Raw genomic sequence first — 20,296 nt, 5'->3', positions numbered from 1 at the left:
AATCCGTGCCGCACCAAGGGGGAACCGACCATGTCCGTACGCAAGACGCTCGTGATCGTCTACCGGTCGGGATGGGTGGCGTTCTTCACGCTCATCCTCCTCGACCTGTTCGCCGGCCTTCCGTTCGACCGGCTGTGGATCTGGTCGCCCGCGCTGCTTTCCCTCGCGATACTTCTGGGCGTTTCCGTTCGCACCCGCCGGGCCCGGCGCCGGCACCCGCGCGAGGCGGTCGAGGTGGGCGTCCCGGTGCGCGGCCGCTGGTCGGCGCTGAACAGCCCGACGGACCGCACGCCGAGCCACGGCACCCATGGCTACGGGCAGACGTACGCCATCGATCTCGTTGCCGAGCCTTCCGAGGGCGCCCGGCCGGGGTTCAAGCTCCTGTGGCCGGTCGTCCGCCGGAACAGGGACTTTCCTGCCTTCGGGGAGCAGCTGTTCGCCGTCGCCGATGCCACGGTCGTCCACGCCGAGGACCGTCAGCGCGACCATCTCAGCCGCAATTCGCTGCTCGCGGTGCTCTACCTGATGATCGTCGAGGCGTCGCTCCGGGACATCGGCGGAGTGCGCAGGGTCTTCGGCAACCATGTCGTCCTGGACCTCGGCGAGGGAGTGTTCGCCGCGTACGCGCATCTCCAGCGCGGCTCCCTCGCGGTCCGGGCAGGCGACCGGGTCCGGGCAGGGCAGCCGATCGCACGGTGCGGGAACTCCGGCAACTCCTCGGAACCGCACCTCCACTTCCAGCTGATGGACGGCCCGGACGCGGACACCGCGGTCGGCGTCCCGTTCCGCTGGCGCGGCCTCGAAGTCCCCGGGAACGGGGAGACGTTCACTGCCGGGGACACGGTGCCCGGTGGCTTGCCCACCCCGTAGGGTCGGCTCATGCCACCGGCCAGGAAGCGTCTTCGCAGCTACGATCCCGCCCTCACCCGCGCCGCCGTGCTCGCCCAGTTCGGGCACGTCAGGCAGGCCGTGGACGGCCTCACCGACGATCAGTTCGCGCTGCCGACGCGGCTCGGGGACTGGACCGTACGGGAGCTCGCCGCGCACATCGCCATGGTCGCCGGACTCGTCACGCGCTATCTGCGCCTGCCGGAGCCGGACAAGCAGGACCTGGCGCTGCTGGACTGGCCCTTCGTGACGGTGACGGCGGCCGGGCAGGTCGACGAGGACACCAGGGCGTTCGCCGAGGGCGGTACGGTCACCGAACTGTTCGACCGCACGGCCGCGGGCCTCGAGGAGCTGCTGCCGACCGCTGACGCGGAGCGGCTCGTGCCCATGCGGTTCGGCGGGATGCGGCTCGGGGACTTCCTGGTCACCCGCACCGTCGAGCTGATCGTCCACACCGACGACCTGAACGACGCGACCGGGCTGGACATCCCGTACGACCGCCGGGCGCTCGCCGCCTGCACACGGCTGCTCGCGGACGCCCTCGCGGTGAAGGCGCCGGGTGCGTCGACGGAGGTGCGTGTCCCGCCGTTCGCCGTGGTGCAGTGCGTCGAAGGCCCGCGGCACACCCGCGGGACGCCGCCCAATGTCGTCGAGACCGACCCGCTGACCTGGGTCCGCCTCGCCACCGGCCGTACCGGATGGCGTGAGGCGCTCGACTCGGCGAAGGTCGCCGCGAGCGGTGAGCGCGCCGATCTCGGGGCACTGCTGCCGATCCTGGGCTGACCGGCCCGGGCGGGACGGAAGGGCCTCGTCGGGCCCGTGCCCTGCGGCCGGACGGGGGAACGGGCGGAACCGACCTCAGGGCCGCTCCGTCCCACGGGTATGCGCAATCAGCTGAGCATTTCTGTGACCGCACTGGCCGTCCTCGCACTCGCCGCCTGCGGCACGGAGTCGGGCGCCGGCTCCGGTGACCGCGGCGACGGAGGAGGAACCGTGCAGCCCGATGTTCCCGTGACCGGTGTCCACTGGTCCGTCGACAGCGTCACGGTCGACGGGCGCAGGACCAAGGCCCCCGCGGACGCCCACGTCGAGATCACGGACAAGGGGCGGGCCCAGGGCAACTACGGCTGCAACCACTTCGGCGCCGACGTGAAGATCGAGGGCGACACCATCACGGTGGGGCCCGGAGAGATGACCGAGATGGCGTGCGAGGAGAAGATCCAGGGCTTCGAGGACACCCTGCGCGCCGCCTTCTCCGGGAAGCTCAAGGCGAAGCTCAGCGACGGCAGGCTGACCCTGACGACGGAGAAGGGCGACTCCATCGCCCTCACCTCGGAGCCGTCCTCCCCGCTGGTGGGCACCAAGTGGTCCGTGAACAGCCTGGTGTCCGGACAGACGGCGGCATCCCTGCCGGCCGGCACGGAGAACAAGGCGCATCTGACCTTCGCCAAGGACGGTTCGGTCAGCGGCAGCCTGGGCTGCAACCGCTTCACCAGCACGGCGAAGATCTCCGACGACTCGATCACCTTCGGCCGCCTCGCCTCGACCCGGAAGCTGTGCGAAGGCCCGGTGATGGACGTGGAGCGTCAGCTGGTCAAGGTCCTCGACGGGACGGTGAAGTACCAGCTGGGGCACCGGTCGCTGACGCTCACCGCCCCGGACGGCGAGGGCTTCGCGGCGGTCACCTCCGACACGTCCCGCGAGAAGTGACCGTGTGAACTAGCACACGCCGCCTCCGCCGGGCGCGACGGGCCGCACCGGGCGCTCGTTGACGGAGGGTGATCAAGTCGATGCCGGCGGGCCGGAGGCCGAATCCCTGGCCGGGACGGGGTGCGGGCACGTCCGTCCCGGATCGTGGACGCCCGACTGGACGATTTCCGAGCGTCCCGCGAGGTCGGGCGCACGCCGGCGGACCCAAGGGACGGGGCCCTTCATGCGCCGTTTGCACCCCTGGAAACCCGGTTGCGCGGTGTCCCCAATTCGGACCAGTGGTCGATCTCGCCTACACTCGGTGGCGTGCCACGTGGTGACGGACGACTCAACCACGACCTGCTCCCCGGTGAGAAGGGCCCCCAGGACGCTTGCGGCGTCTTCGGTGTCTGGGCTCCGGGAGAAGAGGTCGCGAAGCTCACTTACTTCGGGCTCTACGCCCTCCAACATCGAGGCCAGGAATCCGCGGGAATCGCGGTGAGCAACGGCTCCCAGATCCTCGTCTTCAAGGACATGGGCCTGGTTTCCCAGGTCTTCGACGAAACCTCCCTCGGCTCCCTCACAGGTCATATCGCGGTCGGTCACGCCCGCTACTCGACCACGGGCGCCTCGGTGTGGGAGAACGCGCAGCCGACCTTCCGGGCCACCGCCCACGGCTCGATCGCGCTCGGCCACAACGGAAACCTGGTCAACACCGCCCAGCTCGCGGAGATGGTCGCCGAACTCCCCAAGGAGAACGGCCGCGCCACCCAGGTCGCCGCGACCAACGACACCGATCTGATCACCGCGCTGCTCGCCGGCCAGGTCGACGACGACGGCAAGCCGCTGACCATCGAGGAGGCGGCCGCCAAGGTCCTCCCCGAGGTCCGGGGCGCCTTCTCGCTCGTCTTCATGGACGAGGGCACCCTCTACGCGGCCCGCGACCCGCAGGGCATCCGCCCGCTGGTCCTCGGCCGCCTCGAGCGCGGCTGGGTCGTCGCGTCCGAGACCGCCGCCCTCGACATCTGCGGCGCCAGCTTCGTCCGGGAGATCGAGCTCGGTGAGCTCATCGCCATCGACGAGAACGGCCTCCGCAGTTCGCGCTTCGCAGAAGCGAAGCCCAAGGGCTGTGTCTTCGAGTACGTCTACCTGGCACGCCCGGACACGGACATCGCCGGCCGGAACGTCTACCTCTCCCGTGTGGAGATGGGCAGGAAACTGGCCAAGGAAGCGCCGGTCGAGGCCGACCTGGTCATAGCGACGCCGGAGTCCGGCACGCCCGCGGCCATCGGCTACGCAGAGGCCAGCGGTATCCCGTACGGCTCCGGCCTGGTGAAGAACGCCTATGTCGGCCGCACCTTCATCCAGCCCTCGCAGACCATCCGCCAGCTGGGTATCCGCCTCAAGCTGAACCCGCTCAAGGAAGTCATCCGGGGCAAGCGGCTGGTCGTCGTGGACGACTCGATCGTCCGCGGCAACACCCAGCGGGCCCTGGTCAAGATGCTCCGCGAGGCAGGAGCGGCCGAGGTCCACATCCGGATCTCGTCCCCGCCGGTGAAGTGGCCCTGTTTCTTCGGGATCGACTTCGCGACCCGCGCGGAGCTCATCGCCAACGGCATGACGATCGACGAGATCGGCACCTCGCTCGGGGCCGACTCCCTGTCGTACATCTCCATCGACGGCATGATCGAGGCGACCACGATCGCCAAGCCGAACCTCTGCCGTGCCTGCTTCGACGGCGAGTACCCGATGGAGCTGCCCGACCCCGAGCTGCTCGGCAAGCAGCTTCTGGAGACCGAGCTGGCGGGCGGCTCCGACGCCGCCGACGCGCTCCGTCGTCCGTGATCCCCCTGCAGTACGACACGAAAGTTCTCCAGCATGTCTGCTGAATCTTCCGAGCGTGCTCCGCACGCGGGCACCGGTGCCAGCTACGCGGCGGCGGGCGTCGACATCGAGGCGGGCGACCGCGCGGTGGAGCTGATGAAGGAGTGGGTGAAGAAGACGCAGCGCCCCGAGGTCGCGGGCCTCGGCGGCCTCGGCGGCTTCGCCGGCCTCTTCGACGCCTCCGCCCTCAAGCGCTACGAGCGTCCGCTGCTGGCCTCGGCCACCGACGGCGTCGGCACCAAGGTCGACATCGCACGCCAGATGGGTGTCTACGACACGATCGGCCACGACCTGGTGGCCATGGTCATGGACGACATCGTGGTCTGCGGCGCGGAGCCGCTGTTCATGACCGACTACATCTGCGTCGGCAAGGTCCACCCTGAGCGGGTGGCGGGGATCGTCAAGGGCATCGCCGAGGGTTGTGTGCTCGCCGGCACCGCGCTGGTCGGCGGCGAGACCGCTGAGCACCCGGGCCTGCTCGGGCCCGACGACTTCGACGTCGCGGGCGCCGGTACCGGTGTGGTCGAGGCGGACCGGCTGCTCGGCCCGGAACGCATCCGTAAGGGTGACGCGGTCATCGCGATGGCGTCGTCCGGGCTTCACTCCAACGGATACTCGCTGGTCCGGCACGTGCTGTTCGACCGGGCGAAGATGTCGCTGGACCAGCAGGTCGAGGAGCTCGGCCGGACGCTGGGCGAGGAGCTGCTGGAGCCCACCAAGATCTACTCGCTGGACTGTCTGGCGCTCACCCGGACCACCGAGGTGCACGCGTTCAGCCACATCACCGGCGGCGGTCTCGCGAACAACCTGGCGCGGGTCTTCCCCGACTCGCTGCACGCGGTCGTCGACCGTTCGACCTGGACCCCGGGAGTGATTTTCGATCTTGTCGGCAAGGCCGGCCAGGTCGAGCAGCTCGAGCTGGAGAAGACGCTCAACATGGGCGTCGGCATGATGGCCGTCGTGCCGCAGGAGTCCGTCGATGTGGCGCTGACCACACTGGCCGACCGCGGGGTCGAGGCGTGGGTGGCCGGGACCGTCGTCGACCGGGACAGCGACCGGCACACGGGTGCCGAGCTGACCGGGACGTACGCGTAGCGACCGTGGTCCGGCCGGCGGCGTGAGCCGACAGCACAGAACCCGGTCCGGGGTCGCCCCTGGACCGGGTCAGTGTCGGTGCAGCGTCAAGCGCCGCGGCGCTGTTGCGACGACGGACCGGACTCGTCGTCCTCGTCCTCGTCGTCGTTGTACAGATCCGCGTACTGTGCGTACGGGTCGTCTTCCTCGTCGTCGTCCTCGAACGGCTCGCCGTTCGGAGGCTGACTCGAAGTCGAAGCGCCCAGCTCGTTGGCCAGACGCGACAGGTCAGTCCCGCCGCTGTTGTACTTCAGCTGGCGGGCGACCTTTGTCTGCTTGGCCTTGGCCCGGCCGCGCCCCATGGCTCGACCCCCTCGGTGACGGGGCTCGACGGCCCCAGAGTCTTGACACGCGTTCATGAGTCGGAACGGGCTCTCCGTGGAGAGACCGGTCCGTAGGGCTTCAACGGTACCTGCTTCCGCGGCCATACGGTACGCCGCCCGCATCACGTGCCACTTGGCAGGACCAGCAAAGTGCCCGATCCTCGCTGGTCAACTGCGATTTTAACCTCTTCCCGGCGGTCGACCCGCCGACCGGGGTGAGTCTTGTCTCCCCGAGGCCGGCGGGCCGGGCGGACACGGTCAGCGACCGCGCGCCTCCGCCATGCGGTGCTCGGCGATCCGGTCGGCCGCCGCAGCCGGCGGAATACCGTCTTCCTTCGCACGTGCGAATATTGCCAGCGTGGTGTCGAAGATCTTGGACGCCTTCGCCTTGCAGCGGTCGAAGTCGAAGCCGTGCAGTTCGTCGGCGACCTGGATGACGCCGCCGGCGTTCACCACGTAGTCGGGCGCGTAGAGGATGCCGCGGTCCGCGAGGTCCTTCTCCACGCCCGGGTGCGCGAGCTGGTTGTTGGCCGCGCCGCAGACGATCCTGGCGGTCAGCACCGGGACGGTCGCGTCGTTCAGGGCGCCGCCCAGCGCGCAGGGGGCGTAGACGTCCAGGCCCTCGGTGCGGATCAGGGTGGCCGTGTCGGCGACCGCGGTCACCTTGGGGTGCCGGTCGAGGATCCGGCGCACCGAGTCCTCGCGCACGTCCGTGATGACGACCTCGGCCCCGTCGGAGACCAGGTGGTCGACCAGGTGGTGGCCCACCTTGCCGACGCCCGCCACGCCGACCTTGCGGCCGCGCAGCGTCGGCTCGCCCCACAGGTGCTCGGCCGAGGCGCGCATGCCCTGGAAGACGCCGTACGCGGTCAGCACGGAAGAATCGCCCGCGCCGCCGTTCTCGGGGGAGCGGCCGGTCACCCAGCGGCTCTCACGTGCGACGACATCCATGTCGGCGACGTAGGTGCCCACGTCGCAGGCGGTCACGTAGCGGCCGCCGAGGGAGTCGACGAACCGGCCGTAGGCCAGCAGCAGTTCCTCCGACTTGATCTGCTCGGGGTCACCGATGATCACGGCCTTGCCGCCGCCGTGCTCGAGCCCGGCCATGGCGTTCTTGTACGACATGCCCCGGGAGAGGTTCAGCGCGTCGGCGACGGCCTCTTCCTCGGATGCGTACGGGTAGAAGCGGGTGCCGCCGAGGGCCGGGCCCAGAGCGGTGGAGTGGATGGCGATGACAGCCTTCAGGCCACTGGCGCGGTCCTGGCACAGCACGACTTGCTCGTGGCCCCCCTGATCCGATCGGAACAGGGTGTGCAGTACGTCGGCATTGGCGCCGGTCACATCGGTCACGGTGGTGACTCCCAAGTACGAAGCGGCGGAGACGGTCCGTCCTCGGGGGGCCTGACCGTCGCTTTTGGCTGGGCAGACGCGGGGAAGGACCGGTTTGGCAAGAGGGTAAGTCCTACGCGTGCGTAGATCCGACGCAGTGCCGAGGATCACCCTCTCGCGGGGTACCGGCGTGGAAGGATTTGCGGCATGCCAGCGCTGTCCTCGGTTCTTGTCCCTTACGCGTCCTATCTGCGGATCTACGAGCCGCTGGCGGCCTTCCCCGAGCCGGAACGCGGCCACTGGGCCCGCTACGCCCGCCGGGAGGCCACACCGACGGCCCAGGACGAACTGCGCCGTTCGCTGGCCGACTTGCTGCCGACGCCGCCCGTCCCCGTACCGGTCCACGAGAGCGCCGACGCGTTCGTGGCGGACGTCGACGGGGTGGTCTGCGTCTGCCCCTGGCGGACCCGGCTGCGCGGCTGGCTGGCCCTGGAGGAGCTTCCGGAGCAGCTGCCGGCGCAGTTGCTGGACGCGGCGCTGCCGCGCGTGGTGCGGGACCAGGCGGCGGCGGACTTCGAGGAGTGGCGCGCCCGCAACCCGGACGCCCGGCCGTGGATCAGGACGGCGGTCTGGCATGTACCGGTCGGCTGGTTCACGCTCTTCGCCGACGAGGAGCGTGAGTACGAGGCGGCCGGTCCGGCGGCGCCCGTGCTGCGGTACCGGACGCCGATGGTCCAGGCGCGCAGGCGGGTCGCACGGGCGCTGCGGACGCTCCGGGAGACGATCGACGAGGGTCCGCTGACCGAAGGGCTGCTGGACGTCGGCCGCTGGCTCGAGGAGTTCCATCCGCGGTCGCTGGTGGAGCTGGATTACGGCGGCCTGGTGCACGCGCTGCCGGACGGACAGCTGGCGCAGGACCGTTCCGCGGCCGATGTGGCGGAGGGGATCGCGGCGCTGCGGGCCGGCGACGGTGAGGGCGCGGCGCTGGCGTACGGGCGGCTGACCGAGCGCTGGCGGGCCGTCAGGGACCGTCAGTTCGCCAACTGAAGGCCGACTTCGTTGTCGGGGGTGCACTGCGTACAGGACGTAGGTCCCGATCCGGGCACTTACCCCCCAAGCGTGACGGACGGCACTAACCGCGCCCTTGCGCCCATCACCTACCCTCGTGTCAAAATAGGACAAGGAGTCCGGGGAGGGTTCCTTCCGTCCAAGTAAGGGCGGAATGCTCAGCATTGCACGCTATGGGGGGTCTGGCGACTCCTGATCGCTCTGTGACTGATCGTTACTGTGACGTGACTGTCCGTTATGGCATGGTCCATCGGGCTTCGGCCGCTGATGGACACCTGAGAGGGCAATTCCATCGGTTTGGCCGACGTCGCTGGACAGATGGTGTAGTTGTAGTGCCGAGGACAAGCCGTTCGTCCTATAACCGACTCGGCCCGCGTCTGCCATTTCGGGCAACGCGGGTCAAGGTGCAGAATTTAGAGGAAAGAACCGAGAAGGTTCGGTTCTCCCGAGGAGGCCGCTCATGACCGCTCGCACCCCTGATGCCGAGCCGCTGCTGACCCCGGCTGAGGTTGCCACCATGTTCCGCGTGGACCCGAAGACGGTTACCCGCTGGGCCAAGGCAGGCAAGCTCACGTCCATCCGCACGCTCGGAGGACATCGCCGGTACCGCGAGGCAGAGGTCCGCGCACTGCTTGCGGGTATCCCGCAGCAGCGTAGCGAGGCCTGAACACCCCTGTAAGACCGGGCATTTCCGGGGCCCCCACCTCGGAGAACCCACCCCTAGCTCCATGTGACGGTGCTCTGCCCCAACAGACCCTCGTCATCGATCGCGCTGGACTCCGCCGGGTCCAGCGCGATTTTTTTGTGCCCGGTCGGGGCTTCGGGGGGCCTTGTGCCGGCCTGTGCCGGACCGCCCCGAGGAGGGTGCAATGGCACATATTAAATCGGACGGTTGTAGGGAGGGGTTAAAAGGAGGGGTTCTGAAAACCCGTTCGGTGACTACCGTCACACCGCACGACTCTTGCCAAACTCCAGCCTGTCACGGAACCAGGCGCGCCGGAGCGGCTGTTGGTCATTCCTTGGTGGGACCTTCGTCCTCGGCCGACGGGCCGTCCGGCGCCTCTGCCGACGGCCGGGTTGCCTCTGCCGACGGCCGGGCGGCGGGTGGCTGTGCCTGTCCGGTGCCGGACGGCTCCCCGTCGGGGCGCTCCATGGCGAGCCGCAGGAGGCGATGGCAGATGGGGCAGGACCTTGTGAGGTGCCGATAGCCGGAGGCGGCGGACAGATGGGCGCGCAGCAGCGCCCGGGTCTCGTACCGCCTTGCTGTGGACGCCGCCATGCACGTCACCTCCGGGTGTGTGCCGTCCTCTTGGGTCGCTCGGCCGGCTCCCGCCGGATCCGAACGAATGACCCTAGTGACTGGGTACCCGTGGCAGATGACGCCGTCAAGACGCCCGGGCACGACGAAGGCCCGCATCGAAATGATGCGGGCCTTCGTCATCCAGCGCGGTCCTGACGGGATTTGAACCCGCGGCCTCCACCTTGACAGGGTGGCGAGCACTCCAAACTGCTCCACAGGACCAGGTTTCGCAGCCGGCACTTGCTCCCTTGGCTGCGAGAGAGACTGTACAGCAGGTGCGACCATCAGGTCGAACTCACTCCTGGCGACCGGCCCGTCACGGCGCTGCCGCGTCGATGGCCTTCACGATCCGCTTGTCGGACACCGGGTACGCCGTGCCCAGCGCGTGCGCGAAATAGCTCACCCGCAGCTCCTCGATCATCCAGCGGATGTCCAGGACCTCCTGCGGCACCGGCCGGCCCTGCGGCAGCTGCTCGAGCAGCCAGGCGTACTCGTCCTGCATCTCGTGGACCTTCTCCATGCGCGTGGTGTCGCGCTGGACGGCCGTGGGCATCTGCTGGAGGCGGCGGTCCACTGCCACCAGGTAGCGCATCAGGTCTGGCAGCCTGCGCAGCCCTGTGCGGGTCACGAAGCCGGCCGGCACGAGGGCCGCCAGCTGCTCGCGTACGTCCTGGACGTTGTTGATGAGCACCAGGCTGTTCGTGGCCTTCAGACGGCGCTCACAGGCCTGCCAGGCCGCCAGGATCTGCTGCACCTGGTCGATGGTGCGGACGGTCAGGTCGACGAGGTCGGCCCGCACCTTGTCGAACAGCTTCCGGAACGATTCCTCGTCCCACGCCGGTCCGCCGTGTTCCGCGATCAGACGGTCGGCCGCGGCCAGGGCGCAGTCCTCGAACAGCGCCTGGACCGAGCCGTGCGGATTGCGGGAGAGCGCCAGCTTCTGCTGGTTCGTCAGCTTGTCCGAGGCGAACTTGGCCGGATTCACCGGGATGTTGAGCATGATCAGACGGCGGGTCCCGCGCCACATCGCCTGCGCCTGCTCCGCCTCGGTGTCGAAGAGCCGTACGGCGACGGAGCCGCCCTCGTCGACCAGGGCGGGGAACGCCTTGACCGGCTGGCCCGCGCGCCGCGTCTCGAAGACCTTCGAGAGGGTCCCGATCGTCCAGTCCGTCAGTCCGCTGCGCTCCAGGGACTCGCCGGAGGGACTGGAGGAGGCGGCGGCCTTGGACAGCGCCTGCCGGGCCTTCGGCTTCAGCTGGACCCGGAGGGCCTCCAGGTCCTTGTCCTCAGCGAGCTTCTTACGACGCTCGTCGACGATCCGGAACGTGATCTTCAGGTGGTCGGGCACACGGGACAGATCGAAGTCCTCGGCCGTGACCGGCACGCCGACCATCCGCTTCAACTCCCGCGCGAGCGTGACCGGCAGCGGCTCCTGGAGCGGCACGGCCCTGGCCAGGAACGCCTTCGCGTAGTTCGGCGCGGGCACGTAGTGGCGGCGGACCGGTTTCGGCAGCGAACGGATCAGCTCGGTGACCAGGTCCTCGCGCAGCCCGGGGATCTGCCAGTCGAAGCCCTCGTCGGTCACCTGGTTCAGCACCTGCAGCGGGATGTGCACGGTGACACCGTCCGCGTCCGCGCCCGGTTCGAACTGGTACGTCACCCGGAACTTCAGCCGGCCCTGCCGCCACGAGTCCGGGTAGTCGTCCTTGGTGACCGCACCCGCCTTCTCGTTGATGAGCATCTCGCGCTCGAAGTCGAGCAGGTCGGGCTGCTCGTGGCGCTTGTGCTTCCACCAGGAGTCGAAGTGCGCGCCGGACACGACGTGTTCGGGCACCCGCTGGTCGTAGAAGTCGAAGAGGGTCTCGTCGTCCACCAGGATGTCCCGACGGCGGGCGCGGTGCTCCAGCTCCTCGACCTCGGTCAGCAGTCTGCGGTTGTCCGCGAAGAACTTGTGGTGCGTGCGCCAGTCGCCCTCGACCAGCGCGTTGCGGATGAAGAGGTCACGCGAGACCTCCGGGTCGATCCGCCCGTAGTTCACCTTCCGCTGGGCGACGATCGGCACGCCGTAGAGCGTCACCTTCTCGTACGCCATCACCGCGGCCGCGTCCTTCTCCCAGTGCGGCTCGCTGTACGTACGCTTCAGCAAATGCTCGGCGAGCGGTTCGATCCACTCCGGCTCGATCCTCGCGTTGACCCGCGCCCACAGGCGGGACGTCTCCACCAGCTCGGCCGACATCACGAACCGCGGCGGCTTCTTGAAGAGGGCCGAGCCTGGGAAGATCGCAAACTTGGCGCCGCGGGCGCCCAGGTACTCGTTCTTCCCTGTGCTCCTCCCGCTCTCGCCCCCGGTCTCCTTCACGTCCTTCATGCCGACGTGCGACAGCAGACCCGCGAGCAGCGAGACGTGGACGGACTGCTCGGGCGCGTCGTCCTCGTTCAGACCGATACCCATCTGCTTGGCGACCGTGCGGAGCTGGGAGTAGATGTCCTGCCACTCCCGGATGCGCAGGAAGTTCAGATACTCCTGCTTGCACATCCGGCGGAAGCTCGAGGAGCCGCGCTCCTTCTGCTGTTCACGGACATAGCGCCACAGGTTGAGGAAGGCGAGGAAGTCGCTGGTCTCGTCCTTGAAGCGGGCGTGCTGCTGGTCGGCCTGCGTCTGCTTCTCCGCCGGGCGCTCGCGCGGGTCCTGGATCGACAGCGCGGCCGCGATCACCATGACCTCGCGCACACAGCCGTTCTTGTCGGCCTCGACGACCATACGGGCGAGCCGGGGGTCGACCGGCAGCTGGGAGAGCTTGCGGCCCATCTCCGTCAGCTTCTTGCGGGGATCCTTCTGCGCCGGGTCGAACGCGCCCAGTTCCTGGAGGAGCTGGACACCGTCACGGATGTTGCGGTGGTCCGGCGGGTCGATGAACGGGAACTTCTCGATGTCGCCGAGTCCGGCCGCCGTCATCTGGAGGATGACCGACGCCAGGTTCGTACGGAGGATCTCCGCGTCCGTGAACTCGGGCCGGGCGTTGAAGTCGTCCTCCGAGTACAGCCGGATGCAGATGCCGTCCGACGTACGGCCGCAGCGGCCCTTGCGCTGGTTGGCGCTGGCCTGGCTGATCGCCTCGATGGGCAGCCGCTGCACCTTCGTGCGATGGCTGTAGCGGGAGATACGGGCGGTCCCCGGATCGATCACGTACTTGATGCCGGGGACGGTCAGCGACGTCTCCGCGACGTTGGTGGCGAGGACGATCCGGCGGCCGGTGTGCTGCTGGAAGACGCGGTGCTGCTCGGCGTGCGAGAGCCGGGCGTAGAGGGGGAGCACCTCGGTGAAGCGGTACTGCTTCTTGTTGAGCGCCTCCGCGGTGTCGCGGATCTCGCGCTCGCCGGAGAGGAAGACGAGGATGTCACCCTTCCCCTCGCCCATCAGCTCCTCCACCGCGTCCGTGATCGCGGTGATCTGGTCGCGGTCGCTCTCCTCGCCGTCCTCTTCGAGCAGCGGGCGGTAGCGGACCTCGACGGGATACGTACGGCCGCTGACCTCGACGATCGGGGCGTCGCCGAAGTGCCGGGAGAAGCGCTCGGGGTCGATCGTCGCGGACGTGATCACGACCTTGAGATCGGGACGCCTGGGCAGCAGCTGCGCCAGGTAGCCGAGCAGGAAGTCGATGTTGAGCGACCGCTCGTGGGCCTCGTCGATGATGATCGTGTCGTAGGCGCGCAGCTCGCGGTCGGTCTGGATCTCGGCGAGCAGGATGCCGTCCGTCATGAGCTTCACGAAGGTGGCGTCCTGGTTCACCTGGTCGGTGAAGCGGACCTTCCAGCCGACGGTCTCGCCGAGCGGGGTGTCCAGCTCTTCCGCGACCCGCTCCGCGACGGTGCGGGCGGCGATACGGCGGGGCTGCGTGTGCCCGATCATGCCGCGCACGCCACGGCCCAGTTCCAGACAGATCTTCGGGATCTGGGTGGTCTTGCCGGAGCCGGTCTCGCCCGCGACGATCACGACCTGGTGGTCCCGTATAGCCTCGAGGATCGCGTCCTTCTTCTGGCTGACCGGGAGCTGCTCCGGGTACGAGACCGCGGGCACGCGGCCGGCACGGAGCGCGGTGCGGGCCGCGGACTTCTCCGCCTCCGCGGCGATCTCGTCCAGCACGGCCTGCCGAGCCTCGGGCTTACGGATACGGCGGGCGCCTTCGAGACGGCGGCCGAGCCGGTGGGCGTCGCGCAGCGACGCCCCGGCCAGCAGGGTCTGAAGGTCGGCGAAGGAAGTAGACATACGAACCCCAGGATCGCACCCCCGCCAAACCACTGGCGAACTCATTTCACGCGCAGCCTGGTGCAGTATTGAGCGACTCCGCCCCCGACGACCCCGAAAGGACAGCGCGTCCATGCTGATCGGCCGCGACCGCCGGCACCGCCTCGTGGTGTCCGCGAGCCTGCTGCTCGGCCTGCTGGGGACGCTGCTCGGGTGCATGGGCGCGGCGACGGCTGCGGCGGACCCCGGACCGGTGTCCGTCGCCGGGCCGGTCACCACGCCCGGGTCCATGCCAGGGCCGGTCACGCCGCCCGGGTCCATGGCCGGGCCGGACGCAACGCTCGCGCCCAAGGCCGGGCCGGGTGCCGTGCCCGCGTCCACGGCCGGGCCGGCGGCCGCTCCCACGCAGCGACCGGGCTGCGGGCAGGGCGCCAATGACGACGACAGGGACGCCCACCCGGGGACGCCCCCGCGCGGCAGTTCCCCGTACGAGCTGCTGCCCGCGCTCCACCAGGCCGGCGGTCCCGCCGGCCACGGGGCGCTGCTGCCCGACCGTGCCTTCCTCGACGAGTCGCCGCTGCCGGCGCCACCGCCGGCGGCACCCCCCACCCCGGTCGCCCTCTCCGTCCTGCGCGTCTAGGCCCGGCGGCACCCTTCACCGTCAGTCCGCCGGACCTTCGCCCAGGAGCACCACCATGCCTTCTTCCCCTTCCCGTAAGCCCCTCGCCATCGGCACGGGTGTCCTCGTCGCCGCCCTGCTGCTCGGCTTCGCGTCGTACACCGCCACCAAGCCGGACGCGCCGGCGGGCGGTTCCTCCGCCGTGGCCGATGTCTCCGCCGACCCGCGGGACGGCGTCCATCCCGCGCTGGAGAAGCTCGCCCGCCGAGACGCGGCGGACCCGCTGGCGGTGGGCCGCGCCGACGCGCCCGTCGTCATGGTCGAGTACGCGGACTTCCAGTGCGGCTACTGCGGACAGTTCGCCCGCGACACCGAGCCTGAGCTGATCAAGAAGTACGTCGAGGACGGAACCCTGCGTATCGAGTGGCGCAATTTCCCGATCTTCGGCGAGGAGTCGGAGGCCGCCGCACGCGCCTCCTGGGCGGCGGGCCGGCAGGGCCGTTTCTGGGAGTTCCACGCGGCCGCGTACGCGGAGGGCGCCAAGGAGAAAGGCTTCGGCAAGGAGCGGCTCGACGCGCTGGCGCGCGAGGCGGGAGTCGCCGATCTCGGGCGCTTCGCACGGGACCTCAACAGTGAGGCGGCGCGGCAGGCCGTGAAGAAGGACCAGGAGGAGGCGTACGGGCTGGGCGCGACGTCCACCCCGTCCTTCCTGATCAACGGGCGGCCCATCGCGGGCGCCCAGCCGATGGCGACGTTCACCGAGGCGATCGAGGCGGCGAAGCAGGCCGCGGACGGGAACGGCCGGTGAGCGACATCGGCTATCTGGCCGCCTTCCTCGGCGGTCTGCTGGCGCTGGTCAGCCCCTGCAGCGCACTGCTGCTGCCCGCCTTCTTCGCCTACTCCGTCGACTCGGCGGGCCGGCTGCTGGCCCGCACGGGAATCTTCTACGCGGGCCTGGCCACCACCCTCGTCCCGCTGGGCGCTGCGGGATCGTTCGCGGGACGGCTGTTCTACGGCCACCGCGATCTGCTCGTCCTGGCCGGCGGATGGCTGATCGTCGCGTTGGGAGTCGCGCAGATCCTCGGCATGGGTTTCGCCTCCCGCCGTATCGCTTCGGTGTCCGGCCGTATCCGCCCGACGACAGCGGCGTCCGTGTACGCGCTCGGCCTGGTCTACGGCCTGGCGGGGTTCTGCGCGGGTCCGATCCTGGGCAGCGTGCTGACGGTGGCGGCGGTCAGCGGCAGCCCGGTCTACGGCGGTCTGCTCCTCGCGGTCTACGCCCTCGGCATGGCGGTCCCGCTCTTCGTCCTCGCCCTGCTGTGGGAACGGTTCGACCTGGGCCGCCGCCGGTGGCTGCGCGGCCGGACGCTGCGGGCGGGACGCTTCGAGCTGCACACGACGTCGCTGCTCTCGGGACTGTTCTTCGTCGTGCTCGGGACGCTGTTCCTGGTCTTCGACGGGACCACGGCCCTGCCGGGACTGCTCTCGGTCGACGACTCGTTCGCTGTGGAGGAGTGGGCGTCGCGCCTCGGCGGGGCGATCCCCGACTGGGCGCTGCTGGCCCTGGTGGTGACGGCGACCGCGGTGATCGTGGCCGTCCGCCTCCGGGCCGACCGCGGTGACCGCGAGCGCGCCTGACGTGCGGGGGCCCGCCCGTCCTGGGCGGGCCCTGCGGCACCGGTGATGTCCCCGGACACTCCCTGAGCACGACGACGGCCCCGGCTCGAAGAGCCGGGGCCGTCTGAGTTGTGGCTGGGGCCGGGGTCGAACCGGCGACCTATCGCTTTTCAGGCGATCGCTCGTACCAACTGAGCTACCCAGCCACGAAGCTCTTTCGAGCTTCAGCGGTCCTGACGGGATTTGAACCCGCGGCCTCCACCTTGACAGGGTGGCGAGCACTCCAAACTGCTCCACAGGACCAAGCTATGTGCGAGACCAAGTCTCGCACACGGTAAAGCGTGCCCCCAACGGGATTCGAACCCGTGCTACCGCCTTGAAAGGGCGGCGTCCTGGGCCACTAGACGATGAGGGCTAAGGGCCCGCCTGGGCGCTTCTCAGCGCGTCGGGGACGTGAGAAGCATATGGGATGCGGGGAGCTATCGCCAAAACCGTTTACGGGGAGGGGTTCGGCGTGGCGGGGGAGGGTGTGCCGGAAGGGGTACCGGACGGCGATCCCGAAGGCGAGGGCTCCGCCGTCGGGTCCTCGGCGAGGTGGCGGGTGACCTCGGCCGTCGTCAGTCCGAGACCTCCCAGGGTGATCTCGTCCCACGCCTGCATCCGGCGGGTCGTCCGGTCCAGATAGAGGACCGAGGCGCGCACCTTCTCCGGCTTCTCGTTCTGGACCGCGCGCAGACCGCCGCCGCCCGTGGAGCCCTCGATCTTCAGCCGGGTGCCGTGCTTGAGGAGCTCGGTCTGCCGCTTGTGGATGTGGCCGGCCAGCACCAGCGGGACCGTCCCGTCGGTCTCGCGGGCGGCGACCGGGTTGTGGGCGACTGCGATGTCGACGGGCGTGCCCGCGGCCTCCTGGTCCCGCAGCGCGGAGGCGAGGCGGATGCCTGTCATCCGTTCGGCGGGGTCGCCCTGCGCGACCACCGACCGGTCGGGGGTGAACTGCGGGTCGCCGCTGCCGGCGATGCGCAGCCCGGCCACGGTCACGGCCCTGCCGTCGTCGAGCACGTGCACGTTCTTGAGGCGGGAGAGGTACTCCTGGGTGGTGCGCGAGTCATGGTTGCCGCGCACCCAGACGTACGGCGCGCCCAGGTCGGAGATCGGGTCGAGGAAGCCGTTCTCGGCGGCGGAGCCGTGGTCCATCGTGTCGCCGGAGTCGATGATCACGTCGATGTCGTACTGCTCGACGAGCGACGCGATGATGTGCCAGGCCGCCGGGTTGAGGTGGATGTCCGAGACGTGCAGCACCCGCATCGTGCCCGGGTCGGGCTGGTAGGCCGGGAGCGTGGAGGTCGCCTCGTACAGCTTGGTGACGTTGGTGACGAGACGGGCCAACTCCTCCTGGTAGATGCCGAATTCGGTGACGATCGAGCGGGCATTGCCGACGACGGAAGGCGCGGACGTCAGCAGGCCGGAGAACTTGGGCTCGAGAACGGACTTCGGGTTCCAGGTGGCGTACGCGCTGACGCCGGACGCCGCCAGCAGGGCCAGCGCCAGGCCACCCGCCGCCAGCGCCCGGCGCGGGCGGCGGTAGACGGCGAGGCCGAGCGCGGTGGCTCCGGAGACGACGGCGACGCAGGACCGGAACGCCAGCTCCGCCGTGCCGTCCTGGACGTCGCGGGTGATCTCGTCCTGGAGGCCGGAGATCAGTTCCGGATGTTCCACCAGGGCCTGGGAGCGGACCGGGTCCAGCCGGTCCACGTCGACGTCGAGACGCACCGGTGCGGTGTGCGAGTCGAGCTCCAGCGCGCCCAGCGGAGAAACGTTGATCTTCGTTCCGCCGTTCAGGGAAGGCCGCAGCGTCATGGTCGTGTCCATGGGGCCGACCGGCGTACGGACGTTCCCGACGATCAGCAGCCCCAGCCAGGCGCCGATCAGGACGACGCCGGTGACTCCCAGCGCCCTGACCCATGGCCGGGGGGCCGGGTCCAGCGCGGGGGCGGGGGCCGGTCCGGCGGGCGCGCCGCGTTTGTGCAGGCGATGCAGGAGCCGGCTCAGTGCGGCCGGGATCGGCGGGAACGACGTGGGCGAGCGGTGCGGTTCCTGGGCTTGGCGGGCCATTGGTCCCGTATGCCCACACCGACGGGCGGCCATGCCGGGGCGACCACTCGCACGGCGTACGTGACAATGGCCGGGTGCTGGAGATGACGCGCGAGGAGTTCGAGGAACTGGTCTCCGAGGCCCTGGACAGGATCCCGCCCGAGCTGACGCGGCTGATGGACAACGTCGCCGTGTTCGTGGAGGACGAGCCCGCCCGGGACGACCCCGACCTGCTCGGCCTCTACGAGGGGACTCCGCTGACCGATCGCGGGGAGTGGTACGCGGGCGTGCTGCCCGACCGCATCACCATCTACAGGGGGCCGACGCTGCGGATGTGCGAGTCCCGCGAGGACGTCGTCGCGGAGACGGAGATCACAGTGGTGCACGAGATCGCGCACCACTTCGGGATCGACGACGAGCGGCTGCACGAGCTGGGGTACGGGTGATCTCCGGCGCCGACGCAGCCGGCGACGCGGAGGCCATCGACCCGGACGTCGACCTCCACGTCCCCGCCCACCGGGCCGAGACTGCCGGCGGGCGCAAGTGGGCGGTGCTCGCCGCGATTTCGGCGGGCGGCGTGGTCGGCGCCTGCGCGCGCCACGGCGCGACCTTGCTGTGGCCGACGCCCGAAGGCACGTTCCCGTGGGCCATCTTCTGGGTCAACGTGACCGGCTGCGCCCTGATCGGTGTGCTCATGGCGCTCGTCGGCGAGGGAGGCCGAACGGCGCCCGCGCTGGTGCGGCCCTTCCTCGGGGTCGGTGTGCTCGGCGGGTTCACGACGTTCTCCACGTACGCCCTGGACCTGTCGGGCCTGTTGGAGCGCGAAGAGACCGGCGTCGCGCTCGCGTACGCGGGCGGCACGCTCGCCGGGGCGATGGGCGCGGTGTGGCTCGCGGCCTCGGCGACGCGGGCGGCGCTGAACCGGACGGCGGCGCCGTGAACTGGCTGCTGGTGGTCGTGGGCGCCGCGGTCGGCGCGCCGCTGCGGTACCTGACGGACCGTGCGGTGCAGGCCCGCCACGACTCGCTGTTCCCGTGGGGGACGTTCGTGGTGAACGCCGCGGGAAGCCTGGTGCTCGGCGCCGTGGCGGGGGCGTCGGTGTCCGCGCCGGCTTACGCGCTGCTCGGTACGGGCCTGTGCGGGGCGTTGACGACCTATTCCACGTTCTCGTACGAGACGCTGCGGCTGGCCGAGCGGGGAAGGCGGTTCCTGGCCGTGGCGAACGTGGCCGCCTCGGTGCTGGTCGGGCTCGGATCGGTGTTCCTGGGGCTGGAGTTGGGGCGCGCCCTCACGGCGTGACCCGCCGCCCCGGCCCGCGCCGTGGCGGGATCCCGGGCGTGTCCCTTGCGGGGTGACGGGAGTTGGTCAGGGAGACCCGCGTCCCCTGCCCCGGAGGTGCCCCCGTGCGCCAGTTGTCAGCCCCCGGCCGTACGGCCGTCTGGATCGCCGCCTCCATGGCGGTTCTGGCCTCGGCAGGCTGTATGAGCGTGAGCGACGACGGCGGGGCGAAGCCCGCGCCCAGCTCGTCCGCGGAGCGGCACGGGACGGGGGCGGAACCGGACGGCGGACGTGTGCTCCCGGGCGGACACGGGCGGCAGGCGGGAGGCGGCGGGGACGCCTCCCGCGATCCCGACGGGAACGACGGGAGCCCTTCGCCCGCCCCGAGCGGTCCGGCCTCCGCCGGTGCCGGGCCCTCCGAGGCCACCCCGCCGCCCTCGGAGCCGAAGCCGTCCGCGCCCCCCGGGGGTGCCGGGCCGTCCGCGTCCGCGCCGCAGTCGTCGATGCCGCCGGCGGAGGAGTCGCCGCAGCCGCCGGTGGAGAGCCCTCCGCCGTCACCCCCGCAGTCGTCCGACCCGCCGAGTGCCTCCTCCGCGCCCGAGGTGCACGCCGGCGCGATGCGGGTGGTGCCGGCCGACGCGGACGCGGAGCCCTCGGCGTCACCGCAGTCGCGCCCGGACGGCCGGGGCGGAAGCGACGGGGCCGGCCCGTCCGCCGCCTAGGGAGTGTGCCGGGCGTCACTCTGCAGCGGTTTGCCTTCGGTGGGGGAGGGTGCGTATGGTGGTAGATCGTTTGATCCCATTGCCCGGCGCCGAAACAGAAGAGCGCCG

The 20,296-nt window shown here is 70.3% G+C and carries 19 protein-coding genes and 4 tRNA genes; 14 read left to right on the top strand and 9 right to left on the bottom strand.

The window, feature by feature from the left end:
- The first annotated feature begins 30 nt into the window (after positions 1-30).
- The 5 genes from ACTMTU_RS10460 to purM all read left to right on the top strand — a co-directional run bounded on the left by ACTMTU_RS10460 (position 31) and on the right by purM (position 5,556).
- A complete protein-coding gene (locus ACTMTU_RS10460; protein ID WP_441263213.1) occupies positions 31-870 on the top strand; it encodes a M23 family metallopeptidase in 840 nt (279 codons plus the stop codon).
- A 9-nt stretch (positions 871-879) separates the two neighbouring features.
- On the top strand, positions 880-1,671 hold the full coding sequence (locus ACTMTU_RS10455; protein WP_441263212.1) for a sterol carrier family protein: 792 nt from the start codon (positions 880-882) through the stop codon (positions 1,669-1,671).
- Positions 1,672-1,770: 99 nt separating this feature from the next.
- Entirely contained in the window at positions 1,771-2,598 is an 828-nt protein-coding gene (locus tag ACTMTU_RS10450) for an META domain-containing protein (RefSeq protein ID WP_441263211.1), read from the top strand.
- 306 nt (positions 2,599-2,904) lie between these two features.
- Positions 2,905-4,422, top strand: a complete 1,518-nt coding sequence (gene purF, locus ACTMTU_RS10445; RefSeq protein ID WP_037774285.1) for an amidophosphoribosyltransferase — start codon at positions 2,905-2,907, stop codon at positions 4,420-4,422.
- 33 nt (positions 4,423-4,455) lie between these two features.
- Positions 4,456-5,556, top strand: coding sequence for a phosphoribosylformylglycinamidine cyclo-ligase (gene purM / locus ACTMTU_RS10440; RefSeq protein WP_441263210.1), 1,101 nt, complete (start codon positions 4,456-4,458; stop codon positions 5,554-5,556).
- An 86-nt stretch (positions 5,557-5,642) separates the two neighbouring features.
- Here the strand turns inward: purM and ACTMTU_RS10435 are convergent, their stop codons facing one another.
- Complete coding sequence (locus ACTMTU_RS10435; protein WP_005315345.1) at positions 5,643-5,897, bottom strand: DUF3073 domain-containing protein; 255 nt, start codon at positions 5,895-5,897, stop codon at positions 5,643-5,645.
- A 279-nt stretch (positions 5,898-6,176) separates the two neighbouring features.
- Entirely contained in the window at positions 6,177-7,268 is a 1,092-nt protein-coding gene (locus tag ACTMTU_RS10430) for a Leu/Phe/Val dehydrogenase (RefSeq protein ID WP_441263209.1), read from the bottom strand.
- A gap of 186 nt (positions 7,269-7,454) precedes the next feature.
- On the opposite strand from ACTMTU_RS10430, the gene ACTMTU_RS10425 reads away from it, so the two are divergent.
- Positions 7,455-8,294 carry a hypothetical protein gene (locus tag ACTMTU_RS10425; RefSeq protein WP_441263208.1) on the top strand — a complete coding sequence of 280 codons (840 nt, stop codon included), beginning with the start codon at positions 7,455-7,457 and terminating at the stop codon, positions 8,292-8,294.
- 481 nt (positions 8,295-8,775) lie between these two features.
- On the top strand, positions 8,776-8,982 hold the full coding sequence (gene bldC, locus ACTMTU_RS10420) for a developmental transcriptional regulator BldC (RefSeq protein ID WP_003949541.1): 207 nt from the start codon (positions 8,776-8,778) through the stop codon (positions 8,980-8,982).
- A gap of 345 nt (positions 8,983-9,327) precedes the next feature.
- On the opposite strand, the gene ACTMTU_RS10415 is transcribed toward bldC, so the two are convergent.
- The 3 genes from ACTMTU_RS10415 to hrpA form a co-directional block, all read right to left on the bottom strand.
- The gene (locus tag ACTMTU_RS10415) at positions 9,328-9,594 is read right to left on the bottom strand and encodes a DUF6274 family protein (protein ID WP_441263207.1); all 267 of its coding nucleotides are present in this window, start codon (positions 9,592-9,594) and stop codon (positions 9,328-9,330) included.
- 168 nt (positions 9,595-9,762) lie between these two features.
- A tRNA-Asp gene (locus ACTMTU_RS10410) sits at positions 9,763-9,837 on the bottom strand.
- 94 nt (positions 9,838-9,931) lie between these two features.
- Complete coding sequence (hrpA, locus tag ACTMTU_RS10405; RefSeq protein ID WP_441263206.1) at positions 9,932-13,882, bottom strand: ATP-dependent RNA helicase HrpA; 3,951 nt, start codon at positions 13,880-13,882, stop codon at positions 9,932-9,934.
- A 112-nt stretch (positions 13,883-13,994) separates the two neighbouring features.
- Here hrpA and ACTMTU_RS10400 point away from each other — a divergent pair, with 112 nt between their 5' ends.
- From ACTMTU_RS10400 to ACTMTU_RS10390, 3 genes are read left to right on the top strand one after another with little or no spacing between them, the layout of a single operon-like run.
- Entirely contained in the window at positions 13,995-14,501 is a 507-nt protein-coding gene (locus tag ACTMTU_RS10400; protein WP_441263205.1) for a hypothetical protein, read from the top strand.
- A gap of 55 nt (positions 14,502-14,556) precedes the next feature.
- Complete coding sequence (locus tag ACTMTU_RS10395; RefSeq protein WP_441263204.1) at positions 14,557-15,288, top strand: thioredoxin domain-containing protein; 732 nt, start codon at positions 14,557-14,559, stop codon at positions 15,286-15,288.
- Positions 15,285-16,118 carry a cytochrome c biogenesis CcdA family protein gene (locus ACTMTU_RS10390; protein ID WP_441263203.1) on the top strand — a complete coding sequence of 278 codons (834 nt, stop codon included), beginning with the start codon at positions 15,285-15,287 and terminating at the stop codon, positions 16,116-16,118. Before ACTMTU_RS10395 ends, ACTMTU_RS10390 begins: the two co-directional genes overlap by 4 nt.
- Positions 16,119-16,229: 111 nt before the next feature.
- Here the strand turns inward: ACTMTU_RS10390 and ACTMTU_RS10385 are convergent.
- From ACTMTU_RS10385 to ACTMTU_RS10370, 4 genes are all read right to left on the bottom strand, one after another.
- Positions 16,230-16,303: transfer RNA gene (locus ACTMTU_RS10385), tRNA-Phe, on the bottom strand.
- 22 nt (positions 16,304-16,325) lie between these two features.
- Positions 16,326-16,400: transfer RNA gene (locus ACTMTU_RS10380), tRNA-Asp, on the bottom strand.
- Between the two features lie 39 nt (positions 16,401-16,439).
- Positions 16,440-16,512 (bottom strand) — tRNA-Glu (locus ACTMTU_RS10375).
- Between the two features lie 80 nt (positions 16,513-16,592).
- A complete protein-coding gene (locus ACTMTU_RS10370; RefSeq protein WP_441263202.1) occupies positions 16,593-18,209 on the bottom strand; it encodes a metallophosphoesterase family protein in 1,617 nt (538 codons plus the stop codon).
- 74 nt (positions 18,210-18,283) lie between these two features.
- Here ACTMTU_RS10370 and ACTMTU_RS10365 point away from each other — a divergent pair, with 74 nt between their 5' ends.
- The 4 genes from ACTMTU_RS10365 (at position 18,284) to ACTMTU_RS10350 (ending at position 20,188) form a co-directional block, all read left to right on the top strand.
- A complete protein-coding gene (locus ACTMTU_RS10365) occupies positions 18,284-18,634 on the top strand; it encodes a metallopeptidase family protein (RefSeq protein ID WP_441263201.1) in 351 nt (116 codons plus the stop codon).
- Positions 18,631-19,128, top strand: a complete 498-nt coding sequence (locus ACTMTU_RS10360; protein ID WP_441263200.1) for a fluoride efflux transporter FluC — start codon at positions 18,631-18,633, stop codon at positions 19,126-19,128. The genes ACTMTU_RS10365 and ACTMTU_RS10360 overlap by 4 nt, the downstream gene beginning before the upstream one ends.
- Positions 19,125-19,487, top strand: a complete 363-nt coding sequence (crcB, locus tag ACTMTU_RS10355; RefSeq protein WP_441263199.1) for a fluoride efflux transporter CrcB — start codon at positions 19,125-19,127, stop codon at positions 19,485-19,487. The genes ACTMTU_RS10360 and crcB overlap by 4 nt, the downstream gene beginning before the upstream one ends.
- A gap of 104 nt (positions 19,488-19,591) precedes the next feature.
- On the top strand, positions 19,592-20,188 hold the full coding sequence (locus ACTMTU_RS10350; RefSeq protein WP_441263198.1) for a hypothetical protein: 597 nt from the start codon (positions 19,592-19,594) through the stop codon (positions 20,186-20,188).
- Positions 20,189-20,296 lie beyond the last annotated feature (108 nt).

It is taken from the genome of Streptomyces sp. OZ13 (assembly GCF_052068155.1).
GTDB lineage: Bacteria > Actinomycetota > Actinomycetes > Streptomycetales > Streptomycetaceae > Streptomyces.
This window is presented reverse-complemented; position numbering and strand designations above follow the sequence as displayed.